Raw genomic sequence first — 23352 nt, 5'->3', positions numbered from 1 at the left:
AGGAGTGAAATTATTGAGTCAAACAAGGATCAAACGTCTGAGTCCGATTTTTACCGGCTTAATGGCGAGCCTGCTGATCTATGCCATGGATTCCACCATTTTTAGTACCGCCATGAAAAATATTGTGAGTGATCTCGGCGGAAAAGCGTATTACGCCTGGCCTTTCACGTCTTATCTTCTGTGTTCAACCATTGCAATTCCAATTTCAGGCACTATTTCAGATCTACGCGGACATAAACCGGTTTTTCTATGCGGCATCGCTCTGTTTCTGGCAGGCTCTTCTCTGTGCGGATTGTCCGGAAACATGCCGGAACTGATTTTATTCCGTGCTTTGCAGGGAACAGGCGGCGGCGTCATCGTAGCGGGAGTCTTTACGATCATCGCGGACCTGTTTCCGCCGGCAGAGCGCGGAAAATATACGGGAATCGTGTCCTCCATGTACGATCTCGCTAATCTGATCGGCCCGGTGACCGGCGGCTTCCTTTCGGATCGTTTCGGCTGGAGATGGATTTTTTATCTGAATCTTCCGATTGGTGTCTTTGCTTTTATCGCTTTGTTTTTCACACTGCCGGACGATCGGCAGATTATCAAACAAAAGACCGATCTTTCCGGCATGATTGTCCTTGCTCTGATTTTATTCCCGGTTCTGACTTCCCTCAGCCTTGCCGGAACCGTGCTGCCCTGGAACTCTCCGTGGATCGTTGGAATGGCGGTTTTTGCCTTCCTGATGCTTCTAATCTTCATTCTTTTGCAGCACCGGGTAAAAAGCCCAATTTTTCCCTCAGAATATTTTACCGACCGCAGAATCAACATGGCTCTGGCTTTATCGTTCTTCAACCAGATGAGTTTAATCGGCGCAGTCGTTTATTTGCCTTATTTTGAACAGAATATTCTTAAGATGAGCGCAACCGGTTCTGGTCTGGTGCTGGCGCCGATGATGGTCAGCCTGGTCCTTGCCGCAAACATCGTTGGGCGTTTGATTTCCCGGACCAACCAGTATCGCATCTGGTCATTGATCGGTTTTTGCTTAATCGGTTTCAGCATGTGGCGATTTTCCGTCATGGACAAATCAACCGGTTACTCCGTTTTGATCTTGAATGCCGTTCTCATGGGTTGGGGCGTTGGAATGAATATGCCTGTAGGAAATGTCAACGCGCAGAATTCAGTCTCCAAATGTCGGATCGGCTCAGTGACATCCGCCGTAACCCTTTTTCGAAATATCGGGACGGCAACCGGGAGCGCATTTTTTGGAACAGTCCTGACAGCACGAAATGTGATCGGATGGGAAATTTCCGGAGTCAGCCGTGTATTTCAAGTGGGAATCGCAGTGGCGCTGTTGGGGATACTCTCTTCTTCTTTCCTGCGCGACGCAAAGCTTCCGGAATCCTAATAAGTTTTATTGCAGCTGCGCCCAAAATCAAAAACCTTTATTCCTCACCAATTATATAAAATAAGAACAGCGTCCGAACTAAGCGGACGCTGTTCTTATTTATTGTTGCCCCGATGTGTTTTGCTCGTCGTACAGATGGCATGCCGTATAATGTCCCGGCATAATCTCTTTCAGCTCTGGTGTTACTTGATGGCAAATATCCATTACCCGACTGCACCGGGTACAAAAACGACACCCGGACGGAGGATTGATCGGGCTTGGGACCTCTCCCTGCAAAATGATGCGCTCTTTCTTCTTTGTAGGATCAATGAGTGGAATTGCCGAAAGAAGCGCTTTGGTATAAGGATGAAGCGCGTTGGAATACAGCTCCTTTTTGGGGGCGATTTCCATCATTTTTCCCAAGTACATGACACCGACCCGGTCGCTGATATGTTTGACCACGTTTAGGCCGTGTGCAATGAACAGATAAGTCAGCCCAAACTCATCTTTCAGATCGTCCAGCAGGTTCAGCACCTGTGCCTGAATGGATACATCCAGCGCCGAAACAGGTTCGTCGCATACAATCAGCTTTGGATTTGCGGCAAGCGCTCTCGCAATTCCGACGCGCTGGCGCTGACCGCCGGAAAACTCATAGGGAAAGCGGTTGCGCTGATGCTGTGCAAGACCGACGCAGTTAAGCAGTTCGATCACACGGTCTTCCACTTTGCCCTCCGGCAGCAGATGATTAATCCGGATCGGTTCCGCAATAATGTCACCGACCGTCATTCTTGGATTCAGGGAAGCATAGGGATCCTGAAAAATCAGCTGGATATCCTTGCAGTATTTTCTGCGTTCTTTCTCGTTCAGCGCAGTCAGGTCCGTTTCGTCATACAAAATCTTCCCGGAACTCGGCCGGTAAAGGTTTACCAGCATTTTTCCAAGCGTGGTTTTTCCGCACCCCGATTCCCCGACAAGGCCGAACGCCTCGCCCTTTTGAATTGTGAAGGAAACATCCTCCACCGCCTTCAGTACGGAGGTCGGCTTGCCAAAGAAATTGGTTTCCACAGTAAAATGCTTTGACAGATTCTGAATCTCCACTAGAGTATCGCTCACCGGTCATCCGCCTCCTTTCCGGCTTCCTGATTGTAGAGGAAACAGCGCACCTTATGCCCGCCCACTTCTTTCAGTTCTGGCATTTCAAGGGTACACCGTTCCATGCAGCGGTCACAGCGATCGGAAAACGGACAGCCCTGAGGCATATGCAGCGGGTTTGGAACCATGCCTTTGATCATATAAAGCCGTTCCCCGCTTTCGTCCTCAATTCGCGGAATCGAGTTAAGAAGCCCAAGCGTATACGGATGCATCGGATTCGAGAACAGGCTTTTTACATCCGCTTCTTCCATAATCTGGCCGCAGTACATGACAATAACGCGATCCGCAGCCTCTGCAACAACACCGAGATCGTGTGTAATCAGCAGAACGGCCATATTAAATCTCTCACGCAATGAATATAACAGCTCAAGAATCTGAGCCTGAATCGTAACGTCCAGGGCGGTTGTCGGCTCGTCGGCAATCAGCAACTCCGGATTGCAGGCCAGCGCCATTGCAATCATAACACGCTGGCGCATGCCTCCGCTCATCTGGTGCGGATAATCATTGGCGCGCTGCCCGGGGGAAGGAATGCCGACCGTTTTCAGCATTTCAACCGTACGGGCAAGCGCTTCTTTCCGGGACAGCTTCATATGGGTCATAATACTTTCAATAATCTGGTCCTTGATTCGATAGACCGGATTCAACGAGGTCATCGGCTCCTGAAAGATCATCGAAATCTGATCCCCGCGGATCTTTTGAAGTTCCTTTTCGCTCTTTTTCAAAAGATCTTCGCCTTTATACAAAATCTCGCCGTCCACGACTTTGCCGGGCTCCTGCAAAAGTCCCATGACGGAAAGCGAGGTTACGCTTTTTCCGGAACCGGATTCTCCTACAATCGCAAGGATTTCTCCTTTTTCAATGCCGAAACTGACGTCGTTCACAGCGTGCACAATTCCCTTTTTCAGTTTAAAATCCGTTTTTAAATGGTTCACTTCAAGCAACATGATTCCGTACCGCCTTATCTTAATCTGGACTTTGGATCAAGCGCATCACGAAGTCCGTCGCCGAACAAGTTAAACGCCAGAACCGTAATCGTAATTGCCACACCGGGAAAGACCAGTGTGTAAGGAGCGGAAAAAATAAATCCACGCGCCCTGCCCAGCATATCGCCCCATTCGGCGTAGGGCGGCTGAACGCCCAGCCCCAGAAAACCAAGGGCGGCCGTATCCAGAATGGCGGAGGAAACCCCAAGCGTCGCGCGAACCACGATGGAAGACACAACATTAGGCAGAATATGTTTAAATATAATGCTGTAATCATTGTTGCCGATGACCCGAGCCGCCTGAACATAATCGTTTTCTTTCGCGGAAAGAATACTGCCGCGGATGATACGGGCATACTCCGGAATTGAAACCAGGCCGATCGCGATAATCGCCTTGTCGATTCCCTTTCCCAACGCCGCCATAAAGGCAATGGCAAGCAGAATGGAAGGAATCGCAAGCATCATATCCATAAAGCGCATAATAATCGTGTCCGTCTTCCCGCCGCGGTATCCCGCTATGGAACCAAAAACGACGCCTATGGTCATGGAAATCGCAACCGCCGCAATTCCGACGAACAGCGAGATTTTGGTTCCGTCAAGTACACGGCTGAAAATGTCGCGGCCTAATTGGTCTGTTCCGAACCAGTGTTGGCTGTTGGGCGCGACAAAGCTCTGGGATAAATCGGAATCATTCGGGTCGTACGGCAGAATCCGCATTCCCATCAGTTCGCTGGCCCAGACAACAACCGCGACAACGGTAAGAATCAGGATGAGATACATTCCCGCAATCGCAGCCTTGTTCGTTTTTAAAGCTTCCCACATGGCTTTGACCTGTGACTCGGGCTTATCCGCGTTCCGTTCCGCCTGTAACGGCTTTTTTGCTTCTTTCACCTGGTTCATACAGGCTACCCCTCCTTCTTAGCGTATTTAATACGGGGATCAAGGAACGCATAAATAATATCCACCGCAAGATTTACCAGAACATAAACAACCGCAACCAGCAAAACTACGCCCTGCACAACTGGAAAATCGGATTTCAGAATGCAGTTGACCGTATACGCCCCGATCCCCGGCCAGGAAAAGACGGTTTCAGTCAGAACCGCTCCGCCAAGAAGACTGCCGAACTGAAGGCCGATGACCGTTACAATCGGGATCAGCGCGTTGCGAAGAGCATGTTTACGAATCACCCGCCGATTGGTTATCCCCTTTGCCCTGGCGGTTCGGATATAATCCTGGCTCATGCTTTCCAACATGCTGGAACGCGTCATTCTCGTAATAATTGCCATGGAATACATGCCGAGCGCGAGCGCGGGAAGAACCAAATGTCTCAGCGCGTCGACCAAAGCATTCATATTTCCTGTCAGGAGGGAGTCGATCAGATAGAATCCCGTAATCTGCGTTGGCTGGTACAGCGGGTTTAATCGGCCTGTTGACGGCAGCCAATGCAGTGTTCCCGAAAACAGAATGATCAGCAGGATGCCGAGCCAGAAAATCGGCATGGAAACACCGATCAGCGCAAGGATCCTTCCGCCGTTGTCAAAAATAGAATTCTTTTTAACAGCAGATACAACTCCAAGAAAAATACCTAATAGTGAAGCAAAAATGATCGCCGCGATTGCCAGTTCTATTGTAGCAGGAAAACGTGAAAAAATCTCCTGGGTAACCGGCGCTTTTGTATAATAAGAGGTTCCCAGATTTCCGGTCATCGCATCCTTTATGTAATTGACATACTGAAGCCAGATCGGATCATTCAGGCCGTTTGCCAGTCTCCATTCCTGCATGGATTGCTGCGTCGCATGTTCGCCCAGAACAATCGGCGCCGGGTCTGGAGAAAACACGCGCATAATCAGGAACACAATGATGGAGACGCCGATTAATACAGGGATCAGCATCAAGATTCTTTTGATCATATATTTTATCATTTGCATCAGCCTTTCCGCCTTAGGCACTCGATTTTGAACAGTAAACCGCTGTTTAAAATCGAACGCCCTGCGGCAACTCAGGTAAGGTGTACTCTCTGCAAACAGCTTGTGCCGGGCACCGCATCAATGCAAATGCCCGGCGCTGCCGTGTCATTTAGGCTTTCTTTCAATCTTTCGAAACACCTGCAAGCGGAACATCGCCGGTTACATGATAATAGAAATCATGGATATTCGGACGATAGCCGCAGAGGTTCTGCGCGTGGGAAATCGTCAGCCATACATTATCCTCGGCGGCGATTTTCTCAAGCTGTGTGTAAATCGCGTTGCGCGCGTCGCCTTCGGGAGTGGAAAGGCCCTGTGCAATTAATTTGTTGAATTCAGGATTTTTGTAACGGGCAACGTTCTGGCTGGGGTCATCCACGGACATCAGGCTCATGAAGTTGTCCGGGTCGCCGTTGTCGCCGTTCCAGCCGTAGAAGCAGATGTCGTAGTCGCCCTCGGTTACCTTTGATTTATATGTCGTCCAGTCATAAGAATCAATTTTGCAGGTCACGCCAACCTTGGACAGATAACCCTGAATCGCTTCCGCGAGTGCCTGCCCGTTTACGGTGTTGTACGGTCTTGGGTTTGTATACGTAATCATATGAACCTGGGTCAGCCCGGCGGCCTTTAATACTGCCGCAGCGGCGTCAGCATCATAGGCAGTCTGGGTAATGCTCTTGTCGTAGCCGCCAATAAATGTCGGAAGGACGGAGGTTGCCGGCTCGGAATAGCCCTGATACAGACTCGTGACGAGTTCCGGAACATTAACGGCCTGTGAAATTGCTTTGCGGAGTTTTGCATCGTTAAACGGAGCCTTGCTGGCGTTATACGCCATATAGTTGGTATTCATGCCCTTTGCCTGATACAGCTTGTTGCCTGCGCTCTGGATCTGGCTGACGACCGTCGCGTCGATTCCGTCGATCATATCCGCTTCGCCGTTATTCAAAGCAACAACACGCGCGGAGTTATCTGCAATGAATTTGAAAACGACATTTTTACATTTGGCTTTGTCGCCCCAGTAATTATCATTCCGGATCAGAACGATGTCTTCGCCCTTATCCCAGCGAACGAATTTATAAGGACCCGTGCCGCAGGGAGCCTGGTTAACATTATTATTATTGTCCTTCAAGGCTTTCGGGCTCACGACCGGTGCGCCGAAAACCATGGCCAGATTTTTCAGCAGCGGAGTGCAGGGCGAATTCAATGTGATTTTTACCGTATTTTCGTCTACCGCCTCGGCACTTTTCACTGAGCTGTAAACAAAAGAAGCATAGGACATGTCTTTTGTCACTTTAGGCGGAAGCTGTCGGTCAATGTTATAGACAACCGCGTCCGCGTTGAAATCAGTGCCGTCCTGGAATTTTACGCCTTCCTGAAGATGAAACGTGTATGTAAGCCCATCGTCGCTGATATCCCAGGTTTTTGCTAGACAGGGTTCGACTTTTGTGGAATCCTTGTCGTATTTCAGAAGACCTTCATAAATGTTGCATGTAACTTTGGCGGATTCGCCATCGTCGACAAGCGCGGGATCCAATCCTCTCGGTTCGGCGCCCTGCGCATAGGTCAGGGTATCGCTCGCTTCGGATTTCCGGCTTGACGCCGCCCCGGACGCTGAGCCGGAAGCTGTGGCGGAGCTCGCTCCGTTTCCTGCACATCCTGCAAGTGACGCGAACGAGATTGCACCTGCAAGCACAAACGCAATCAATTTGTTCATTTTCTTCAATTCATAACACTCCCAACATTTTTCATAATAGATTATGAGTAGAAGGCGCCTGACGGATCTTTGTCAAACGCCTTCTGCATCCTTGGAAATCATTTTATCATGTTCCACCTTTTCAATCAATAGTCAGCTAGAGCAAAATTAAAAAAATTAAGAAATTCATACATTATTTCTTTCATCATCTGCAATATTAAAACAGATTTATTCATTTTCGCGGGCTATAATTTCAATGTAGCATAAAAATTCTCTGCAATGTAACACAACTGAAATAATTTATTAAAAATATAAGAAAATAAATGATTATTACAAAAAAAGAAGGAAATTATTATTGAATCTTACAATTTAACATAAAATTAAAAAAGATTTTTTGTTTTATATTGACAATTTTATGGAAAGCCTGTAAAATGTTGTTTTGGAAGTTGAATTAATGATCCATCATTTTCACTTAAAATTGATTACAAGAGTAGCATTTGGACACATACTTCTTTTCACAAAACGGAAAACGCCTTCAGAATCTGAAGGCGTTTTCCGTTTTTTTAGTTTAATACAATTATAATTTTGAGGAATGATTTATTACTTTGGATTAATACTAATTAAGGATGTAAACGTCTGAATCAAAAGCCTGCATTACCGGCCGCCGCTTTCATCGGCTTTTCAATTACGGTCGGCTTACTTTTTATTTCTCTCAAGAGAGCATGAAAGAGGCACATCATGAGACATTTTGAAACAAGGCTGAAAAGCAACGATAACACCTATAAAGAATTGTTTCTCCGTTACCCGAACAATCCGATTCTGACCGCAAAAGACTGGCCGTACGCGGTCAACAGCGTATTTAATCCGGCAGCAACTGTTTTTAACGATAAAATACTTCTTCTTGCGAGGGTCGAAGACCGGCGGGGCTTTTCTCATTTTACAAAAGCCGTAAGCGATGACGGCGTAACCAACTGGCAGATAGATAAATGTCCCACGCTGGAAGCAAATCCGGATTACCCGGAAGAAGCATGGGGTATTGAAGATCCGCGGATTTCGCGGATTGATGAACTGAATCGCTGGGCTGTGGTTTATACTTCGTTTTCGCGCTCCGGCCCGACAGTCTCGCTGGCGCTGACAAAGGATTTTGTCAATTTTGAAAAAATGGGTTCCATTATGCCGCCTGAAGATAAGGACGCCGCGCTCTTCCCCAAAAAATTTAAAAACAAATGGATTCTAATCCACCGGCCCATCGGAACTCACATTGGGAACGTCGCTCGCCTCGGGCCGGGCGCCCACATCTGGGTTTCCTGTTCCAGCGATTTGAAATACTGGGGCGACCACAGCATTTTGATCAATGCGAGAAGCGGCGGCTGGTGGGATGCCAATAAAGTCGGACTATGCTCTCAGCCGCTGGAGACGCCGGAAGGCTGGCTGATTCTGTACCATGGGGTGAAGCGAACCGCATCCGGTTCCATCTACCGGCTGGGGCTTGCTCTTCTTGACCTTGAAAACCCGTGGAAAGTACTGCATCGCGGCGATGAATGGATTTTCGGGCCTGAGGAAAGCTATGAACGCGAGGGCGATGTACGGGATGTTGTTTTCCCGTGCGGGTGGGTACTGGATAAACCGTCCGGAAAAGTGAAAATGTACTATGGCGGAGCCGATACCTGCATCGCGCTGGCAACCGCATCCGTCAGCGATCTACTGGAATATATAAAGAGCTGCCCGGCGCCGAAGGATCAATGAAAGCGAAGCAGCTCAATCATTCTGATTATAAAACAAGGGGGAAATCGTATGAAAGCACTTTTTCTCGCAGGGGGAAAAGGGACTCGTCTCAGGCCTTTGACGGACCATCTTCCGAAACCGATGGTCCCCGTTATGGGCCGGCCGCTTCTGGAGCGCAGTATTGAAGCGCTGAAAGAATGCGGCGTAAATAAAGTTGTATTCAGCACCGGCTACCGGGCCGATGATATTGAAAAATATTTTTCCAGCAGTGAATTTGGCGTAAACATTCATTATGTCTGTGAAGATATTCCCTTGGGGACCGGCGGCGCGATCAAAAACTGCGCCGACTATTTTAACGACACATTTATCATTTTCAACTCCGATATTGTCAGCAATATAGATTTGAACGACATGGTCGCGTTTCACAAAAAGAAACGTGCGGATGTCACCATTGCGGCCACACGGGTTCAAAACCCTTCCAGTTACGGCGTGATTGAATATGACGAATTCGGCTTTGCAACCACATTTACCGAAAAGCCGAAACCGGGGGAAGAAAAATCCGATTTTATCAATGCCGGTGTTTACGTTTTCAATCCGAAGGTACTGGACCTGATTCCCTCTAACCGGGTTGTTTCCGTTGAAAAGGAAACGTTCCCGGCTCTTTTACAGAATGGGTATAAAATCGCGGTCTACCGCGGCGGCACCTACTGGATCGACATCGGAACGCCTGAAAAATACATGCGTGTCCACGCCGATATTTTCAGCGGGCTGTGTAAAATACCGGAGAACAATTTTCTGACGAATCGCATCTACGGTCTGGAGAGAATTCAGATTCACGACACCGCGAGGGTCATCGGACCCGTATGGTTTGGTGACGATGTCCGGATAGGAGCCAATGTTACTGTCGGGCCGAATGTCGTTGTCGGCAGCGGGTTTGAAAGCGGAAGGGGGTGCGTCATCAGCGACAGTATTCTTTGGAACAACGTTTCGGTCGGCAGCGGGGTAAGCATCACCAAATCCGTTGTTACCGCGGGGTGCAGAATCGGAAGCGGTATTCAGTGCGCAAATACCATCTACTCCCAGGAAAGCAAACGGCATCTGGTCATATAATCAGCACTTATGGAAGAAAGGATTGTCACAAATTGAGTCAAGATAAAAAAATCAAAATCCTGTTTTTAAGCACCTATCCTCCGCGCGCCTGCGGAATTGCAACCTTCACACAGGATTTGATCTGCGAACTTGAAAAGACCGGGCAGGTAGACACATCGGTCGCCGCGGTCAGCGATTCGGAGTATTCCTATCCTCCCAGAGTCAAATTTACAATTGAACAGCAAAATGAAGAAGCATATGCCGAAGCCGCGGAAAAAATCAACAGCTCCGGCTTTGATCTTTTAATGGTTGAGCATGAGTACGGGATTTTCGGGGGAAAATGGGGAAAATTTCTTTTGAATTTGACCAGCAGGCTGAAAATCCCCTACTTTGTCACACTCCATACGGTCCTGCCGAATCCGGCAGAATCGCAGAAAGAAATCATGAGTACTCTGGCTGCCAAAAGCCGAAAGATCATAACCATGGCAAGCAACACCGTGGATATTCTGCAAAACACTTATGGAATCGAGAGAACAAAAATAGAAGTGGTTCACCACGGGGTTCCCGAATATCCCTCAACCGAACGGGATACTTTGAAAAAAGAGCTGGGTCTGACCGGTCGCTTTATTGTCAGCACCTTTGGACTCATCAGTCCGGGAAAAGGATTGGAGTACGGGATAGAAGCAATCGCGAGAGTGGCCAAAAAGCATCCGGATATTCTATATTTTATTCTAGGCCAGACACATCCCGTCGTAAAACGAAAAGACGGTGAAAAATACCGCGAGAAGCTGGAACGCACCGTAAAGAATTTCGGTCTTGAAGAAAAAGTCCGTTTTGTAAACCGCTATTTAAAAATAGAAGAAATCATCCGGTATCTTCAATTATCCGATGTGTATATGACGCCGTACCTTGGCAAGGATCAGGCTGTCAGCGGAACTCTCGCCTATGCGGCGGGATACGGCAGAGTAATCATTTCCACTCCTTACCTGTACGCCGAAGAAATGCTGAAAGACGGAAGGGGCCTTCTGGCTGACTTCCGCAGCCCCGCGACACTTGCAGAACGGATTGAAGAAGTTATGACACACCCGGAACAGCAGGAAGAAATGGAAAGACGAACACAGGAACTTGGTAAAACCATGTATTGGGGAGAGGTATCTCTTCATTATTTGCATCTCTTTCAAGCGGAACTTCAGAGAGGAAAGGAACCACCGGCATGAATGAACTGATCGACGACAGGTATGTTTTTCGCATCACCGACGATACCGGCATGCTTCAGCATGCCGTTTCTGGTGTGCCGGACCCAACGGAAGGCTACACGCTGGACGACAACGCACGGGCTTTGATTATGGCGGACCTGCTGTACGAGCTGTCCCCTGAAAAGAAATATGAAGACCTTCTTTACCGCTATACTTCCTTTTTATTGTTTGCGCAAAAAAGAGGCTGGTTCCGAAACTTTATGGGCTATGACCGAAGGTTTCTGGAAAAACGCGGTTCAGAAGATTCCTTTGGGCGCTGTATCTGTTCGTTGGGGTTCACCGCCGGCCGCAAGGACCTCCCGTCTTCCATTTTACAGGCCTCACAAAAGCTGCTCTTAAAAACGTATCGAAGCTGTTCCAGCCTTTCGTATTTGAAAGGAAAAGCCTATGCGCTGACGGGCCTGCTGCTGTGGGGTGAGCCAGCCGGACTTCCCGGAGCAGAAGCGCTGTGCGAATCCATCGTCGATACATATGCGCAGAGCCGCAGAGAGGATTGGCGATGGTTTGAAGATCAGATGACGTATTGCAGCGGGATACTCCCGCTTTCGCTGTTATGCGCCAACGAAAAGGCTCATCTGAAAAAAGCCGCAAGCGTTGCGCTCGAAAGTCTCGACTTTCTGCTTTCAGCGACCATAAAAGATGGAATCTTTCATCCGATCGGGTGCAAAGGATGGTATCAAAGAGGCGGCTCTCCCGCCGAATTTGATGAGCAGCCCGTGGAGGCCTGCTGCACCATGCTCGCCTGCCTTGCCGCGTATCGCCTAACCGGTGAACCCGGGTACCGTGAGTCCGCACTACGATGCTATCGCTGGTATTTAGGCGACAATTCACTGAAAAAATCGCTAATTGACCGGGAAACCGGCGGCTGCCGCGACGGACTGACCAAAATCGGAATAAACCGGAACGAAGGAGCGGAGAGCATTGTCTGCTGGATGATCTCCGCGCTTACGGCAAAAAGAGAAAAGCTGACCGATGAAAATCTTACGGCGATTCCGTCCTGAGGATTCTTCAAAAAACAACGGGAAAAGTCTTTTGAAAGGCCTTTCCCGTTGCATGTTCTTTTTTTAAGACTTTGAACCGCGCCGTCCCTTTTCGCGGACAAAAATCAGACGAACATGCCCGTCCTTGCTGCGGCTGCAGCGTATCTCAAACACTTTCAGGGAATTGATAAACGGAGTCAGTTTTTTAAATCCGTAGTTTCGTACATCAAAGTCCGGGTAACGCTTATTCAGAATGTTCCCCACATCCCCGAGGGCCGCCCATCCATCGTCATCCGATGTTTCATCCACGATCGTCCGTATGGTATTGCGGACTTCGTTCAACGACGTGTGATCCAGACCGCTGACCTGTTCGACCGCAGCCTCCGACGGCTGATCATCCGTAAGAATCGGAGTCTGTGCCAGAATTTCCAGATATTTAAACTTGTTGCATGCGGCAATAAAAGCGTTTGGCGTCTTCTTTTCACCCATGCCGACCACATACATCCCGGACTCTCTTAACCTGGATGCAAGACGGGTGAAATCGCTGTCGCTGGAAACGATGGAAAAGCCTTCAATGTTACCCGCGTATAATATATCCATCGCGTCGATAATCATTGCGGAATCCGTCGCGTTTTTGCCCGTCGTATACCCATACTGCTGAATTGGAGTAATGGAATTATCCAGCAAAACGTTTTTCCAGGAGCTCATGGTAGGCTTGGTCCAGTCCCCGTAAATCCGCTTAATTGTCGCGATTCCATCGTTTGATATTTCATCCAGTATAAATTTAACATATTTCTCAGAAACATTATCAGCGTCGATCAGAACGGCAAACCGTTTTTCATCAGCCATATACGCACCTCAATATATAATTCTTCCCCAATGGAGAAAGGCTATTCCTTCCAGTTCCATTGTACCAGAATTTAAGACAACCGTCCAGTCCGCTAAAAAAATGTCTTTCTCTACTTTGCAAGAAGGTCCGTTTTCTCAGCATGTCCCGAGTAAGTTGGAACCAGCTCATGTACCAGCTCAAGCATTTTGGGGTTATTGACGCCGGCAACCTTTCGAAGGTTTTCCAACTGTGACAGAAAAGTATTTTCGTCAAACGGGATCGGTGACCCAATGTAAATCAATTCGTGAGATGTTTTCTGACATCCGCCTTCGCAGTCAAGCAAAAGCTCTTCGTACAGCTTTTCACCCGGCCGCAGCCCCGTATACTGTATTTTGATGTCTTCATCCGGTCTTAATCCGGAAAGGCGGATCAGATTCCTCGCCAGATCCGCGATTTTGACCGGCTGCCCCATGTCCAGAACAAAGATTTCACCGCCCTTGGCCATACCGCCCGCTTGAATCACAAGGCGCGCGGCTTCGGGGATTGTCATAAAGAATCGGACAATCTCAGGATCCGTCACCGTAACGGGCCCGCCTTCCTCAATCTGGCGCATAAAAAGAGGAATCACGCTGCCGCTGCTGCCCAAAACGTTGCCGAACCGCACTGCTACAAAACCGGTTTTGCTGTGACGGCTGAAATACTGAACGATCAGTTCACAGATTCTTTTGGTCGCGCCCATGATATTCGTCGGGTTGACCGCCTTATCCGTTGAAATCAAAACCATGCGCTTCACCTGAAACTCATCACAGGTCTGCGCAACATTCAGCGTTCCGAACACATTGTTTTTTACCGCTTCGCCCGGGCTCAGTTCCATCAGCGGAACATGCTTGTGGGCCGCCGCGTGAAAAACGACATCGGGCCGGAACGCGTCGAATACGCCGCGGAGGCGGTTTTTGTCACGCACCGAACCGATCACCACATCCATATCGAGCTTTGGATACCGGCGGTGCAGCTCGTTTTGCAGCTCATAAGCGTTATTTTCATAAATATCGAAAACAATCAGTCTCTTTGGATGGAAAATCGCGATCTGACGGCATAGCTCGCTTCCGATGGAGCCGCCTCCGCCTGTAACGAGAATCGTTTTGTTTTTCAGATAGCCGCTGATTTTTTCCACATCCAGGTTAATTTCATCCCTGCCCAGAAGATCGACGATATTCACGTCCCGGACCTTATGCGGATCCGCGTTGCCTTCCAAAATTTCATAAAGCGCGGGCACCGTCTTCAGCTTGCAGCCCGTTGCCGCGCAGATTCTCAAAATTTCATGCTTGTCCCTGTTGGAAGCGGTCGCGATTGCCAAAATAATCTGATCGACCCGGTAGCGGTCAACCAGCTTTTGAATGCTCTCTCTTCCACCGGCGACTTTGACGCCGTTAATGCGGGTACCGCGCTTCTTTTTATCGTCGTCAACCGCGATGACGGGCGTTCCCTGGGACTGGGGCGAAGATTTCAGATCCTTGATGATCATGGAGCCCATTTCCCCCGCGCCGATCACCATGACCCTGCTGAACAGGCCGGAATCGCCGCGAAGGACTTTCTTTTTCCTTCTGTGCGCCAACCGGAATCCAAAGCGGGACGCACCGATAAAAAACAGGGTCAATACCCATCCCATCACATACACGGTTATCGGAAAGCGCTGAATGGAATAGCCGTAGGAATCCTTGATAAGATGAGGAAACAAGACATAGCCCAGAATCGTAATGAGCAGACAGGCCGCCGTGGTTCCGAAGAAAATCTGCAGCAGCTCGTCCAAGCTGGCAAATTGCCACATTGTACTGTAAAAGCGAAAAAGCGCGAAAACCGCAAGACAGATTAGCGTCATCCACGGAATGCAGAGGCGGAAGGAATCGACATAGAAGAACGGAATTCCACCCTCGTCGACAAAACGAAGGACAAAAGCAATCCAATAGCTGAAAAAAATACATACCGCGTCAATCATGATCTGTGGAATCAGTTTCTTGAACCCATCCCTTTTATTTATCATCAAATTACTCCAATACTTAAGTTTTTAACCGGAATAGTATAGCACAAACTCCCGACAAAATAAACAAGCAATTTCTTAATTTTGGAGTGAATCATTCATTACTCAGGTATAATGTTGTCTTTCACTGTTTATATTATCCAATATTTTAATCATTTTCCCGTCAAAATGATAAATAATATCAGAGAGATGGTCCGCTGCTTTCTTGTCATGTGTGACAAGTATTTTCAGTTTTCCCTCTGTTTTTTTTTCGATTAGCTCCATCATCCTGTCTTTGCTGCCCGCGTCCAAACGCTGAAACGGTTCATCCAGAAGAAGCAGATCGCCTCCATAGGCAAGAGCCCTTGCGATTGCGACGCGCCTTCTCATGCCACCGCTGAGCTGGCATGGATATTTGTCCGCGGCCGCTTCCAGTCCCACAAGGCGCAGCCATTCCGCCGCGAGAGCCCTACTGTTTTTCCGCGGGAGCACCGCCTCTATATTTTTCAGCGCGGTATTCCAGGGAAGAAGCCGATCCTCCTGAAACAAATAAGATATTTTTAGATTTTCGGTTCCGATGATCCGGCCGGAGTCAAGGGATTCCAAGCCGGCAATGCAGTTCAGAATCGTCGTTTTGCCGCAGCCGGAAGGGCCAAACAGGCACACTGTTCCCGTTGAAGGAAGGGACAGGGAAAAGTTGTTTAAGACGGCAGCGCCATGATACGATTTGGACGCACTGCGGATTTCAATGCTCATCGTATCCCTCCCCGGAATAAAATCCGAACCTTACCCCCGCGGCTTTTACGGCACACAGCATCGCACGCTCCAGCAATACGCTGAGCAAAATTACGACGGCGGTCCAGGCAAACAGATCCGTAGTTTCCAGATATATTTTTGAGCGGTAGATTTCTCCGCCCAGTGAAAGCGGTAAAGAAGACAGGACCTCAGCGGCAACTCCGCCTTTCCACGCCATCCCCATTCCCGTTGTACAGGCGGCGGTAAAATACGGAAGGACGGAAGGCAGATAAACCTTTTTAACCGTTCCGACTCTGCCAAAGCGATACATTTCCGCCATTTGCAGCAGGCTGCGGTCCGTTTTTCTGATTCCCTCCGATACATTCGCCCACAGAATCGGCAGAACGATCAAAACGGAGGCAAACACCGGAACCTGGGACGATTTCATCCATACAAGGGCAAGGATAATAAAGGAAGCAACCGGCGTAGCCTTCATGATTCCAATGACCGGGCGCAGTAAAGCACTTCCGACACGGGAGACCTCCGTCAGAATCGCGAAGCCGGTCCCCAGAAAAATCCCCAGAAGAAATCCTTCCAAAATTCTGAACATGGAAAGAATCACAGTCATCCAAAAGCTCCAATGGCGGAGCAAAACACCAAGCCGATTCAGGACTTCCAGGGGAGAAACGACAAGAATCTCCTCCCCCACCGCCAAATAAGCCCATTGCCAGACGCAAATCCAGAAGGTGATGGAAATACAGCCGACGAAAAAGCGGCGGAGAATCTTCTTACTTTTGATAATAGAAATCATCTGCCGGCAGTTTTCCTCCAACCGATTTCGGGTTTGCCTGATACAAGACATTTAAAAATTCAGGGATTTTTTCCTTCATTTCCGTTCCGTCCATATAAACAATCGCACAGTTCGGTATCGCCTTTTCCGCAACGGCGCTGTCCATCATTCCAAACTGCTGGGAAAGTACGGCCGCTTTGCCGGGATTGGAATTGACATAATCCGCTGACGACTTATAATCAGCTAAAAAAGAGTCCAGCGCGGATTTGTTTTCCTGTGCAAATTTCTTTCTTACAATCAGACAGCCCATGGTCAGTACGCTCTGCTTTTTTGCCGCCTTATTCCACTCGTCCGTCAGATTCAGCGCGATTTTTGCCGTACTGTTTTTTGACAAAACCTGTGTTACAAACGGCTCGGGCAGCACGGCGATTTTCACCTTTCCCGCGATCATCATGGAGGCAAGCTCCGCGTGTTCCGCCTCATACTCCACAGTGACGTCCTTTCCCGGCTCAAGTCCATTCTGTCGAAGGATAAAATTCAAAGCGTATTCCGGGGTTGCGCCCTGCCCGGAAGAGTAGACCGTTTTCCCTTTCAGGTCCGAAAGGCTTTTGATGGTTTCGCCGTTGGCGGTCAGAACATATAAAACGCCCAAAGTCGTAACCGCCGCCAGCTGGACCCCGCCGTTCGTCTTATTGTAAAGGGCAGCTGCGAGATTGGTCGGAGCAGCTGCAACGTCAACTTCTCCGCTGCTGATCTTCGCCACGATTTCATCCGGAGATGATACCACCGTAAACTGATCGTCTTCCGACGCGTCCCCGTTCCTGCTGTCACTCATCAGCTTGACCATACTCAGGCCCGTGGGCCCCTTCAGTCCGGCAACGCGAACCACCGTCTTAGCCGAATCACTGCTGCTATTGGAAGAAGAAATTGTGGAAGCTGCTTGTAAACCCTTTGAACTCTCCTGACCGGATGAAGAACACGCAGTGATGGTAAAAAGCAGTGCTGCCGCCAGAGTCAGCGCTCCGATTCGTTTCGATCGTTTCATTCCAAGAAATACCTCTTTCGTTTCAATTTATCTTTCAGAACCTTGCGTTCTTTAAGCCTTCCGGATCCAAAATTTCCACCCATCTGCCGCTGCGCTTGATCAGCCCGCTGCCGACCAGCGTACCCAGCGCCCGATACAGGGAAGCGCGTCCGATTCCGAGCGTGTCCGAAAGCTGAGTCAGCGAGCAAGGCAGCTCAAAGGGACCGTGCTTGCCCTCTCCCAGCGCCACCAGGAAATGAGCGATCCTCGCTTCCGCAGAACCGCCTGTAAAATGATCAATGCAGATGTTTAAAAAGCGAATTCTGCCGGAGAGAAACGTGATATAATTTTCCGCAACACGCGGTTCGCGGTAAATCAGGTCTTTGAGTAAAGCCTGCGGCAAAAACAGAACTCGGCTGCGGCGCGTCGCAACGATTTCGGATACATAATGGCAGGAGCTGTTGAACAGCCCCGCAACCCCGAATATGCCGCCGCTTTCAAATGTATTCAAAACAATGCCCTGACCGCCGCCCTTGATTGCCTTCAGCCCGCCGGACAACACAATGCCGATACTTCTTTGAAAATCCGTTCTGGTATAAATATCTTCTCCCTGTTCAAACTCCGCGCAGGTGCACTGAGAAGACTCATATGCCGATTCAGACAATTCCGGACCGACACCATGGAATAAAAATATTTTGGATAATACCTGACCATACTTTTTTGTTTTTCTGATTTCTTTCATAACTCCTCCGAAACGTATCATATGATACAGGTTTGTGATAATTATAATTGATCGCCATCCATCTGTCAACTAATGGAAAGCGCCGATACGATCTCACAACGAAAAAAGGCACCGCTAAAAGCGGTGCCGGAAAATTGCAGGAAAAAGGTGTTTCTACTCGTCCCTTTTGCAGGATTCGCAAGTGCAGGGCGCATCCTCAGCGTCGTCCAAATCAAATTCCAGCGTTTCCCCACAGTTTGGGCAGTCAATCTGCCCGTCCTTGACAAGATCTTCCGAGAGGCAGACCGTTTCATGACAGTTCGGGCAGGTGACCTCATAATAGCATTCAGCTTCATCAATTCCGTCGTCGTCGTCATCGTCTACGACATCTTCTTCGTCGCCAAAACCGTCCTCTTCGTCCCCGTCGTCATAAAAGTCGTCTTCAAGGGAACCAAGATCCTCGTCCACAGCATCCAGCTGGTCAGCCATGTCGTTCATATTGTCTTCCATTTCCTTCATGGTCAAAGCCATGTCGTCCAGAAGATCAATGATCGCATTCAGAACTTTAACTTCCTTTTTGTTTTCATCAAGCTCCAAGCCTTCCGCCAGACCCCTGATATAGGATACTCGTTCTGTGTTTTTCATTACAGTGCCCCCTTTTTATTTCAATCCGATCTCCAAAGAATAGTATCAGTTAAGCGCGTTCCATATATTCACCGGTTCGGGTGTCAATACGGATTTTTTCACCTTCATTGATAAACAGCGGGACCCTAATTTCAGCGCCGGTTTCCACCGTTGCAGGTTTTGTTGCGTTCGTTGCGGTGTCTCCCTTAAAGCCGGGATCTGTCTTGATAATCTCAAGCTCTACAAAATTAGGCGGCTCAACGCCGAAGACGTTTCCCTTGTAAGAAAGGATTTTGCACTCCATATTCTCTTTTACAAATTTAAAACTGTCGCCCAGCACGCCTGCGCTGATCGGAATCTGTTCAAACGACTCCGGATCCATAAAGTAATACAGATCACCGTCGTTATAAAGATACTGCATATCCTTGCGCTCAATAAATGCGGTTGGAAATTTATCATTAGGGTTGAAGGTTCTTTCGGTGACCGCCCCGGAAATGACGTTGCGGATTTTCGTGCGGACAAACGCCGCGCCCTTACCCGGTTTTACATGCTGAAATTCAATAATAGAATAGACGTTTCCGTCCATCTCAAATGTTGCGCCATTCCTGAAATCGCCTGCTGATATCATTGGTTTAATCCTCCGTTTACTTTTTCCTGTAAAGATAGTGTATAATATTTAAGACGCTTTTTCAAGCGAATTTTAACAAATCTGCACGGTAAACAACGAAAAGAATCTTTTAAATCAGATCATGAAGAGCCTGAAGCGCCAAAAAGTAACTGTTCTTCCCAAAGCCGGCGATTTGTCCCGCGCAAACGCAGGAAATAACGCTTTTATGGCGGAATTCCTCTCTAGCGTAAATGTTGCTCATGTGCACCTCGATAAAAGGAATCCTTACGGACGCGATTGCGTCGCGAAGCGCATAACTATAATGCGTCAGCGCCCCCGCGTTTATTACAACGCCGTCATAAACGTTTCTTGCGGCGTGAATCCGGTCAATCAGTTCCCCCTCATGATTGGATTGAAAAATCTCACATTCGTATCCCAGACTCTTCGCATGCTCCTCAATCTGACGGTTGATGCTTTCCGCAGTTTCATCGCCGTAAACTCCCTTTTCGCGGACCCCGACCATATTCAGATTAGGTCCGAGAAGGATCAGAATTTTTTTATGGCCCAAAATCCATCATCCTTTATTTTGTAAATTGGCTTCCGCAGCCTTTTTCCTTGATTTTTCTTCTGATTGGCTTTTCCAAAGCGCGCCGCAGTCTGAAAGAAAGGGATTGCTCCATACCCGCGGGGACCAGCAGAATGGATTTGATGCCGGCCCAATTCGCACCGAAAACGTCCGTGAAAATCTGGTCGCCGACCACCACGGCCTCCCCCGGTTCAACGCCAAGGCGCCTGACGGCGCGATGATACGCCGCCGGAAAAGGTTTCAGCGAAAGCGAAAGAAATGGAAGACCATATTTTGCAGCGAACGGCTCAACACGCTTTTTGAAATTATTTGAGACCAATACAAGGCGGATTCCTGCCTTGCGCATATGCTTTGCCCATTCGACCGTACCCGGAAAAGGCGTTTGCGAACCATGAAGAGCAAGCGTATTGTCAACATCAAGCAGAATTGCATTCGCGTCCATGGCACGGATCAATTCCGGAGTGATATCCGTCGCTTTCCCAACGGAAACTGTCGGCAGAAACAAAGACAAAAAAGCACCCCCTGTACACGATCGTGAAATTCGTTTAAAAAAGCGGGCATAATGCCCGCTTTTTTACTATCGTTTGGCAGCAAGCAGCAACTTACTTAAACTTGCGTTTGCGTGCCGCTTCAGATTTTTTCTTCCGCCTAACAGAGGGCTTTTCATAAGCTTCTCTTTTGCGAACTTCCGCGATCACTCCAGATCTGGCGCACTGCTTTTTAAACCGTCTAAGAGCACTGTCCAGAGATTCATTCTCTTTTACTCGGATTTCAGCCATTTATCTTCCCTCCCATCCGCCGAAAGGCAGGGGTTTTGTAAGTCATATTACATAGAATAATTATATAGGTATTACCTGAATCTGTCAAGTCAAATGTGGCAGTTAAAAGAAACCATAAATTAAGCCGGTCAACTTTAGAATACTAAATCGATTTCTTTCTTTATCCTTTATCTATTATATAATATTTTTTGTAATATATTTTATCATAAAATCATTTACTGAAACGTGAAAATGCAATGGGACTGAATTGGTGGAGTAAACGTTCATCACCTTTGACAGGGGCCTGACACCCGGCCGATCGCTTTTCTCGCGATCCTACAGGTTCCTCCTTCGTACAAATTAACTTTGGACATGCAATAAATGTTTGAATACATGACTTAAATCTCCCTCTGCCCTTGACATACAACCTGAAAGATGATAAAATAATATCCGCGTCACAGGAAACGTCCAGATAGGGGTATAGCTCAGTTGGTAGAGCAGTGGTCTCCAAAACCACGTGCCGAGGGTTCAAATCCTTCTGCCCCTGCCACTCACAGCCAAAAATAACCTGTTGATTTGTCCCAGTGGGGTTTTAATTCTTGATTTTTGGCTACCAAAGAAACGGTGAAAGAAGCCGCTGTTCCGGGAAACCGGGATGGCGGCTTCTTTGTTACATATTCTAAGCCATTCTCTCCTCTTGGTAGCAGTTTCAAGCTATAAATGAAATTCATTTAGAAAATTCCATTTGAACTAGTACGTCTAAAAACTCTTTATTATGTAATTTATACATTTGACCAAAGGAATCCAAATATTTACATTATCATTGATTCGAACCAGAACTTTCTCGTATAATATAATTCATATAATAAATTTATTGTATATTCCGTTATCTCAGTCTCATAGCTAATTGTTTCTTGCGCTGCTCAATATTTTTCTTCCGGACAGATCTTTCGTTCATAACAATGCTCCCCCTATCGTTGACAGTTTTTCTTTTCACTGTCTTTCATAGAGGAAGCATATCAGTTTACAACAGCCACTTGATATTATGTTACAGCGGTATCAGTGCATAAAGATATTGAGAATCAGAAGTTCGGCAAAGCCGACTGCCCAGGCAATGGTTGTTGTAACCGACCAGACACGCACTTGCTCCTTTGTTTCATTGATTCCCATCAGCCGGGTCGTAACCCAGTAGAAGCTATCGTTAAAGTAGGAGAAAAACAGGGAGCCGACACATGCGGCAAACGCGCCGAGAAGCATGTTTCCGCCGGCAGCCTGCACGATGGGGGCAGTGATTCCTGCCGCGGTAATCATCGCCACGGTTCCGGACCCCTGTGTGAAGCGGACAAGTGTTGCAATCAGGAAAGGAAGCAGGATAACCGGGATGGATGTTTTTGAAATTTGCTCCGCGATGAAATTGCCGACACCGCTGACCTGCAAAACTTTGCCGAGCGCTCCGCCTCCGCCTGTGACAAGGATAATAATGCCAGCAGATTTGATTCCCTGTTCCATCCTGTCCAGAACTGTTTTTCTGTCCACCTGACGGGCAAGGGTGTAAATGGCAAGCAAAAGCCCGATCGCAACCGCTATGATCGGTGTGCCCAGAAAGATCAAAACGGAGAATACTCCGCCTTTCAGGCCGAGGGCCGAGGAAACCGTGTTAAGCAGAATCAAGACGATCGGCGACAGAATCGGCAGGAACGACACAAAGGCGGAGGGAAGCTTTTTGCCGTCGTTTTCCATGGATAAGTCATAATTCGGACCCGAATAGGGAAGGCGCACCCAACTTTCCCCGTCTTCGGAGGGAAGCTGATAAATCTTTTTTCCAAGCCAGCTTCCATAGCTCAGGCAAACGGCCGCCATCGGCAGAGAAATGACAATTCCGAGGAGAATAAACTGCCCGACATCGACATTAAACGTGCCGGCTACACCCAGCGGCCCCGGAGTCGGTGGAACCAGCGTATGGGTGATAACCAGTCCGGCGGCCAGAGGAACTCCGAGCGCCACAATGGATTTCTTCGTGTTTTTGGAGATTGCCTTGGCCAAAGGCGCGAGAATGACGAAACCGGAATCGCAGTAAATTGGGATGGCAACCAGAAATCCGGTCAACGCAAGGGCGATTCCCTCATGATTTTTACCGAATAATTTTAAAAAGGTTTTCGCCATTTTTTCGGCGGCGCCGGACATTTCGAAAATTTCACCCATCATGACGCCGAACCCAATAATGATTCCAATGTTGCCGAGAGTGCCGCCAAATCCCTCTGAAATTGCGCCGACCGTATCTTGCGTGCTCATTCCTCCGATGAGTCCAATTGTAATAGCGGTAATAATCAGAGCAACAAACGCATGTACTTTTGTTTTTAGAATCAACAAAACCAGCAGAACAAGACCGATGAATAAAGCAAACAGCATTTGAGTTCCGGATACAGGAGCTTGCATCAATACAACTTCCTT

General features: G+C 48.2%; 23 protein-coding genes and 1 tRNA gene. 6 read left to right on the top strand and 18 right to left on the bottom strand.

Annotation, left to right across the window (positions count from 1 at the left end; all coding sequences use genetic code 11):
* Positions 1-13: 13 nt before the first annotated feature.
* Entirely contained in the window at positions 14-1390 is a 1377-nt protein-coding gene (locus CAFE_RS11400; protein ID WP_156990710.1) for an MDR family MFS transporter, read from the top strand.
* A 99-nt stretch (positions 1391-1489) separates the two neighbouring features.
* On the opposite strand, the gene CAFE_RS11395 is transcribed toward CAFE_RS11400, so the two are convergent.
* The 5 genes from CAFE_RS11395 to CAFE_RS11375 all read right to left on the bottom strand — a co-directional run bounded on the left by CAFE_RS11395 (position 1490) and on the right by CAFE_RS11375 (position 7181).
* Positions 1490-2482, bottom strand: a complete 993-nt coding sequence (locus CAFE_RS11395; protein ID WP_330593951.1) for an ABC transporter ATP-binding protein — start codon at positions 2480-2482, stop codon at positions 1490-1492.
* The gene (locus CAFE_RS11390; protein WP_066643857.1) at positions 2479-3465 is read right to left on the bottom strand and encodes an ABC transporter ATP-binding protein; all 987 of its coding nucleotides are present in this window, start codon (positions 3463-3465) and stop codon (positions 2479-2481) included. Before CAFE_RS11390 ends, CAFE_RS11395 begins: the two co-directional genes overlap by 4 nt.
* Before the next feature lie 14 nt (positions 3466-3479).
* Complete coding sequence (locus tag CAFE_RS11385) at positions 3480-4403, bottom strand: ABC transporter permease (RefSeq protein WP_066643856.1); 924 nt, start codon at positions 4401-4403, stop codon at positions 3480-3482.
* A gap of 5 nt (positions 4404-4408) precedes the next feature.
* The gene (locus CAFE_RS11380) at positions 4409-5425 is read right to left on the bottom strand and encodes an ABC transporter permease (protein WP_156990721.1); all 1017 of its coding nucleotides are present in this window, start codon (positions 5423-5425) and stop codon (positions 4409-4411) included.
* Positions 5426-5591: 166 nt separating this feature from the next.
* Complete coding sequence (locus tag CAFE_RS11375; protein WP_156990720.1) at positions 5592-7181, bottom strand: ABC transporter substrate-binding protein; 1590 nt, start codon at positions 7179-7181, stop codon at positions 5592-5594.
* A 717-nt stretch (positions 7182-7898) separates the two neighbouring features.
* Between CAFE_RS11375 and CAFE_RS11370 the strand changes: the two genes are divergently transcribed.
* The 4 genes from CAFE_RS11370 to CAFE_RS11355 are packed head-to-tail and all read left to right on the top strand — an operon-like array spanning position 7899 to position 12231.
* Positions 7899-8906, top strand: coding sequence for a glycoside hydrolase family 130 protein (locus CAFE_RS11370; protein ID WP_066643854.1), 1008 nt, complete (start codon positions 7899-7901; stop codon positions 8904-8906).
* A gap of 48 nt (positions 8907-8954) precedes the next feature.
* Positions 8955-9995: a nucleotidyltransferase family protein gene (locus CAFE_RS11365; RefSeq protein ID WP_066643853.1), complete on the top strand. Its 1041-nt coding sequence runs from the start codon at positions 8955-8957 to the stop codon at positions 9993-9995.
* Positions 9996-10027: 32 nt separating this feature from the next.
* Positions 10028-11191 carry a glycosyltransferase family 4 protein gene (locus tag CAFE_RS11360; protein WP_066643852.1) on the top strand — a complete coding sequence of 388 codons (1164 nt, stop codon included), beginning with the start codon at positions 10028-10030 and terminating at the stop codon, positions 11189-11191.
* Positions 11188-12231: a glycosyltransferase gene (locus CAFE_RS11355; protein ID WP_156990709.1), complete on the top strand. Its 1044-nt coding sequence runs from the start codon at positions 11188-11190 to the stop codon at positions 12229-12231. Before CAFE_RS11360 ends, CAFE_RS11355 begins: the two co-directional genes overlap by 4 nt.
* A 63-nt stretch (positions 12232-12294) precedes the next feature.
* Here CAFE_RS11355 and CAFE_RS11350 read toward each other — a convergent pair whose 3' ends face one another.
* The 11 genes from CAFE_RS11350 to rpsU form a co-directional block, all read right to left on the bottom strand.
* Positions 12295-13059, bottom strand: coding sequence for an NYN domain-containing protein (locus tag CAFE_RS11350; RefSeq protein ID WP_066643850.1), 765 nt, complete (start codon positions 13057-13059; stop codon positions 12295-12297).
* A 110-nt stretch (positions 13060-13169) separates the two neighbouring features.
* Positions 13170-15080 carry a nucleoside-diphosphate sugar epimerase/dehydratase gene (locus tag CAFE_RS11345; RefSeq protein ID WP_066643849.1) on the bottom strand — a complete coding sequence of 637 codons (1911 nt, stop codon included), beginning with the start codon at positions 15078-15080 and terminating at the stop codon, positions 13170-13172.
* A 102-nt stretch (positions 15081-15182) separates the two neighbouring features.
* The gene (locus CAFE_RS11340) at positions 15183-15812 is read right to left on the bottom strand and encodes an ABC transporter ATP-binding protein (RefSeq protein WP_066643848.1); all 630 of its coding nucleotides are present in this window, start codon (positions 15810-15812) and stop codon (positions 15183-15185) included.
* Positions 15802-16602, bottom strand: coding sequence for an ABC transporter permease (locus CAFE_RS11335; protein WP_156990708.1), 801 nt, complete (start codon positions 16600-16602; stop codon positions 15802-15804). Before CAFE_RS11335 ends, CAFE_RS11340 begins: the two co-directional genes overlap by 11 nt.
* Entirely contained in the window at positions 16580-17626 is a 1047-nt protein-coding gene (locus CAFE_RS11330; RefSeq protein ID WP_156990707.1) for an ABC transporter substrate-binding protein, read from the bottom strand. The genes CAFE_RS11335 and CAFE_RS11330 overlap by 23 nt, the downstream gene beginning before the upstream one ends.
* 34 nt (positions 17627-17660) lie before the next feature.
* Positions 17661-18347: a Crp/Fnr family transcriptional regulator gene (locus tag CAFE_RS11325; protein WP_066643845.1), complete on the bottom strand. Its 687-nt coding sequence runs from the start codon at positions 18345-18347 to the stop codon at positions 17661-17663.
* Between the two features lie 153 nt (positions 18348-18500).
* On the bottom strand, positions 18501-18971 hold the full coding sequence (locus tag CAFE_RS11320; protein ID WP_066643844.1) for a CD1247 N-terminal domain-containing protein: 471 nt from the start codon (positions 18969-18971) through the stop codon (positions 18501-18503).
* 49 nt (positions 18972-19020) lie between these two features.
* Positions 19021-19578, bottom strand: coding sequence for an elongation factor P (gene efp, locus CAFE_RS11315; RefSeq protein WP_066643843.1), 558 nt, complete (start codon positions 19576-19578; stop codon positions 19021-19023).
* A gap of 109 nt (positions 19579-19687) precedes the next feature.
* Entirely contained in the window at positions 19688-20125 is a 438-nt protein-coding gene (gene aroQ, locus CAFE_RS11310) for a type II 3-dehydroquinate dehydratase (protein WP_156990706.1), read from the bottom strand.
* A gap of 13 nt (positions 20126-20138) precedes the next feature.
* A complete protein-coding gene (locus tag CAFE_RS11305) occupies positions 20139-20654 on the bottom strand; it encodes a YqeG family HAD IIIA-type phosphatase (RefSeq protein ID WP_066643842.1) in 516 nt (171 codons plus the stop codon).
* 91 nt (positions 20655-20745) lie between these two features.
* Complete coding sequence (gene rpsU, locus CAFE_RS11300; protein ID WP_066643841.1) at positions 20746-20922, bottom strand: 30S ribosomal protein S21; 177 nt, start codon at positions 20920-20922, stop codon at positions 20746-20748.
* A gap of 453 nt (positions 20923-21375) precedes the next feature.
* On the opposite strand from rpsU, the gene CAFE_RS11295 reads away from it, so the two are divergent.
* Positions 21376-21451: transfer RNA gene (locus tag CAFE_RS11295), tRNA-Trp, on the top strand.
* Position 21452: 1 nt separating this feature from the next.
* Here CAFE_RS11295 and CAFE_RS11290 read toward each other — a convergent pair.
* Entirely contained in the window at positions 21453-21632 is a 180-nt protein-coding gene (locus tag CAFE_RS11290; RefSeq protein WP_156990705.1) for a hypothetical protein, read from the bottom strand.
* Positions 21633-21960: 328 nt separating this feature from the next.
* Positions 21961-23337, bottom strand: coding sequence for a GntP family permease (locus CAFE_RS11285; protein WP_066643840.1), 1377 nt, complete (start codon positions 23335-23337; stop codon positions 21961-21963).
* Positions 23338-23352 lie beyond the last annotated feature (15 nt).

The organism is Caproicibacter fermentans (genome assembly GCF_009746625.1).
Lineage (GTDB): Bacteria > Bacillota > Clostridia > Oscillospirales > Acutalibacteraceae > Caproicibacter > Caproicibacter fermentans.
This window is presented reverse-complemented; position numbering and strand designations above follow the sequence as displayed.

Bases quoted from the DNA above. Each gene is read 5' to 3' on its own strand.
- CAFE_RS11340 (WP_066643848.1), bottom strand. From the start codon at position 15,812: ATGAGCATTGAAATCCGCAGTGCGTCCAAATCGTATCATGGCGCTGCC.
- CAFE_RS11325 (WP_066643845.1), bottom strand. From the start codon at position 18,347: ATGAAAGAAATCAGAAAAACAAAAAAGTATGGTCAGGTATTATCCAAA.
- CAFE_RS11365 (WP_066643853.1), top strand. From the start codon at position 8,955: ATGAAAGCACTTTTTCTCGCAGGGGGAAAAGGGACTCGTCTCAGGCCT.
- CAFE_RS11370 (WP_066643854.1), top strand. From the start codon at position 7,899: ATGAGACATTTTGAAACAAGGCTGAAAAGCAACGATAACACCTATAAA.
- CAFE_RS11345 (WP_066643849.1), bottom strand. From the start codon at position 15,080: ATGATAAATAAAAGGGATGGGTTCAAGAAACTGATTCCACAGATCATG.
- CAFE_RS11390 (WP_066643857.1), bottom strand. From the start codon at position 3,465: ATGTTGCTTGAAGTGAACCATTTAAAAACGGATTTTAAACTGAAAAAG.
- CAFE_RS11285 (WP_066643840.1), bottom strand. From the start codon at position 23,337: ATGCAAGCTCCTGTATCCGGAACTCAAATGCTGTTTGCTTTATTCATC.
- CAFE_RS11355 (WP_156990709.1), top strand. From the start codon at position 11,188: ATGAATGAACTGATCGACGACAGGTATGTTTTTCGCATCACCGACGAT.
- CAFE_RS11385 (WP_066643856.1), bottom strand. From the start codon at position 4,403: ATGAACCAGGTGAAAGAAGCAAAAAAGCCGTTACAGGCGGAACGGAAC.
- CAFE_RS11380 (WP_156990721.1), bottom strand. From the start codon at position 5,425: ATGATAAAATATATGATCAAAAGAATCTTGATGCTGATCCCTGTATTA.
- CAFE_RS11290 (WP_156990705.1), bottom strand. From the start codon at position 21,632: ATGAATTTCATTTATAGCTTGAAACTGCTACCAAGAGGAGAGAATGGC.
- CAFE_RS11350 (WP_066643850.1), bottom strand. From the start codon at position 13,059: ATGGCTGATGAAAAACGGTTTGCCGTTCTGATCGACGCTGATAATGTT.
- rpsU (WP_066643841.1), bottom strand. From the start codon at position 20,922: ATGGCTGAAATCCGAGTAAAAGAGAATGAATCTCTGGACAGTGCTCTT.
- CAFE_RS11335 (WP_156990708.1), bottom strand. From the start codon at position 16,602: ATGATTTCTATTATCAAAAGTAAGAAGATTCTCCGCCGCTTTTTCGTC.
- CAFE_RS11330 (WP_156990707.1), bottom strand. From the start codon at position 17,626: ATGAAACGATCGAAACGAATCGGAGCGCTGACTCTGGCGGCAGCACTG.
- CAFE_RS11375 (WP_156990720.1), bottom strand. From the start codon at position 7,181: ATGAACAAATTGATTGCGTTTGTGCTTGCAGGTGCAATCTCGTTCGCG.
- efp (WP_066643843.1), bottom strand. From the start codon at position 19,578: ATGATATCAGCAGGCGATTTCAGGAATGGCGCAACATTTGAGATGGAC.
- CAFE_RS11320 (WP_066643844.1), bottom strand. From the start codon at position 18,971: ATGAAAAACACAGAACGAGTATCCTATATCAGGGGTCTGGCGGAAGGC.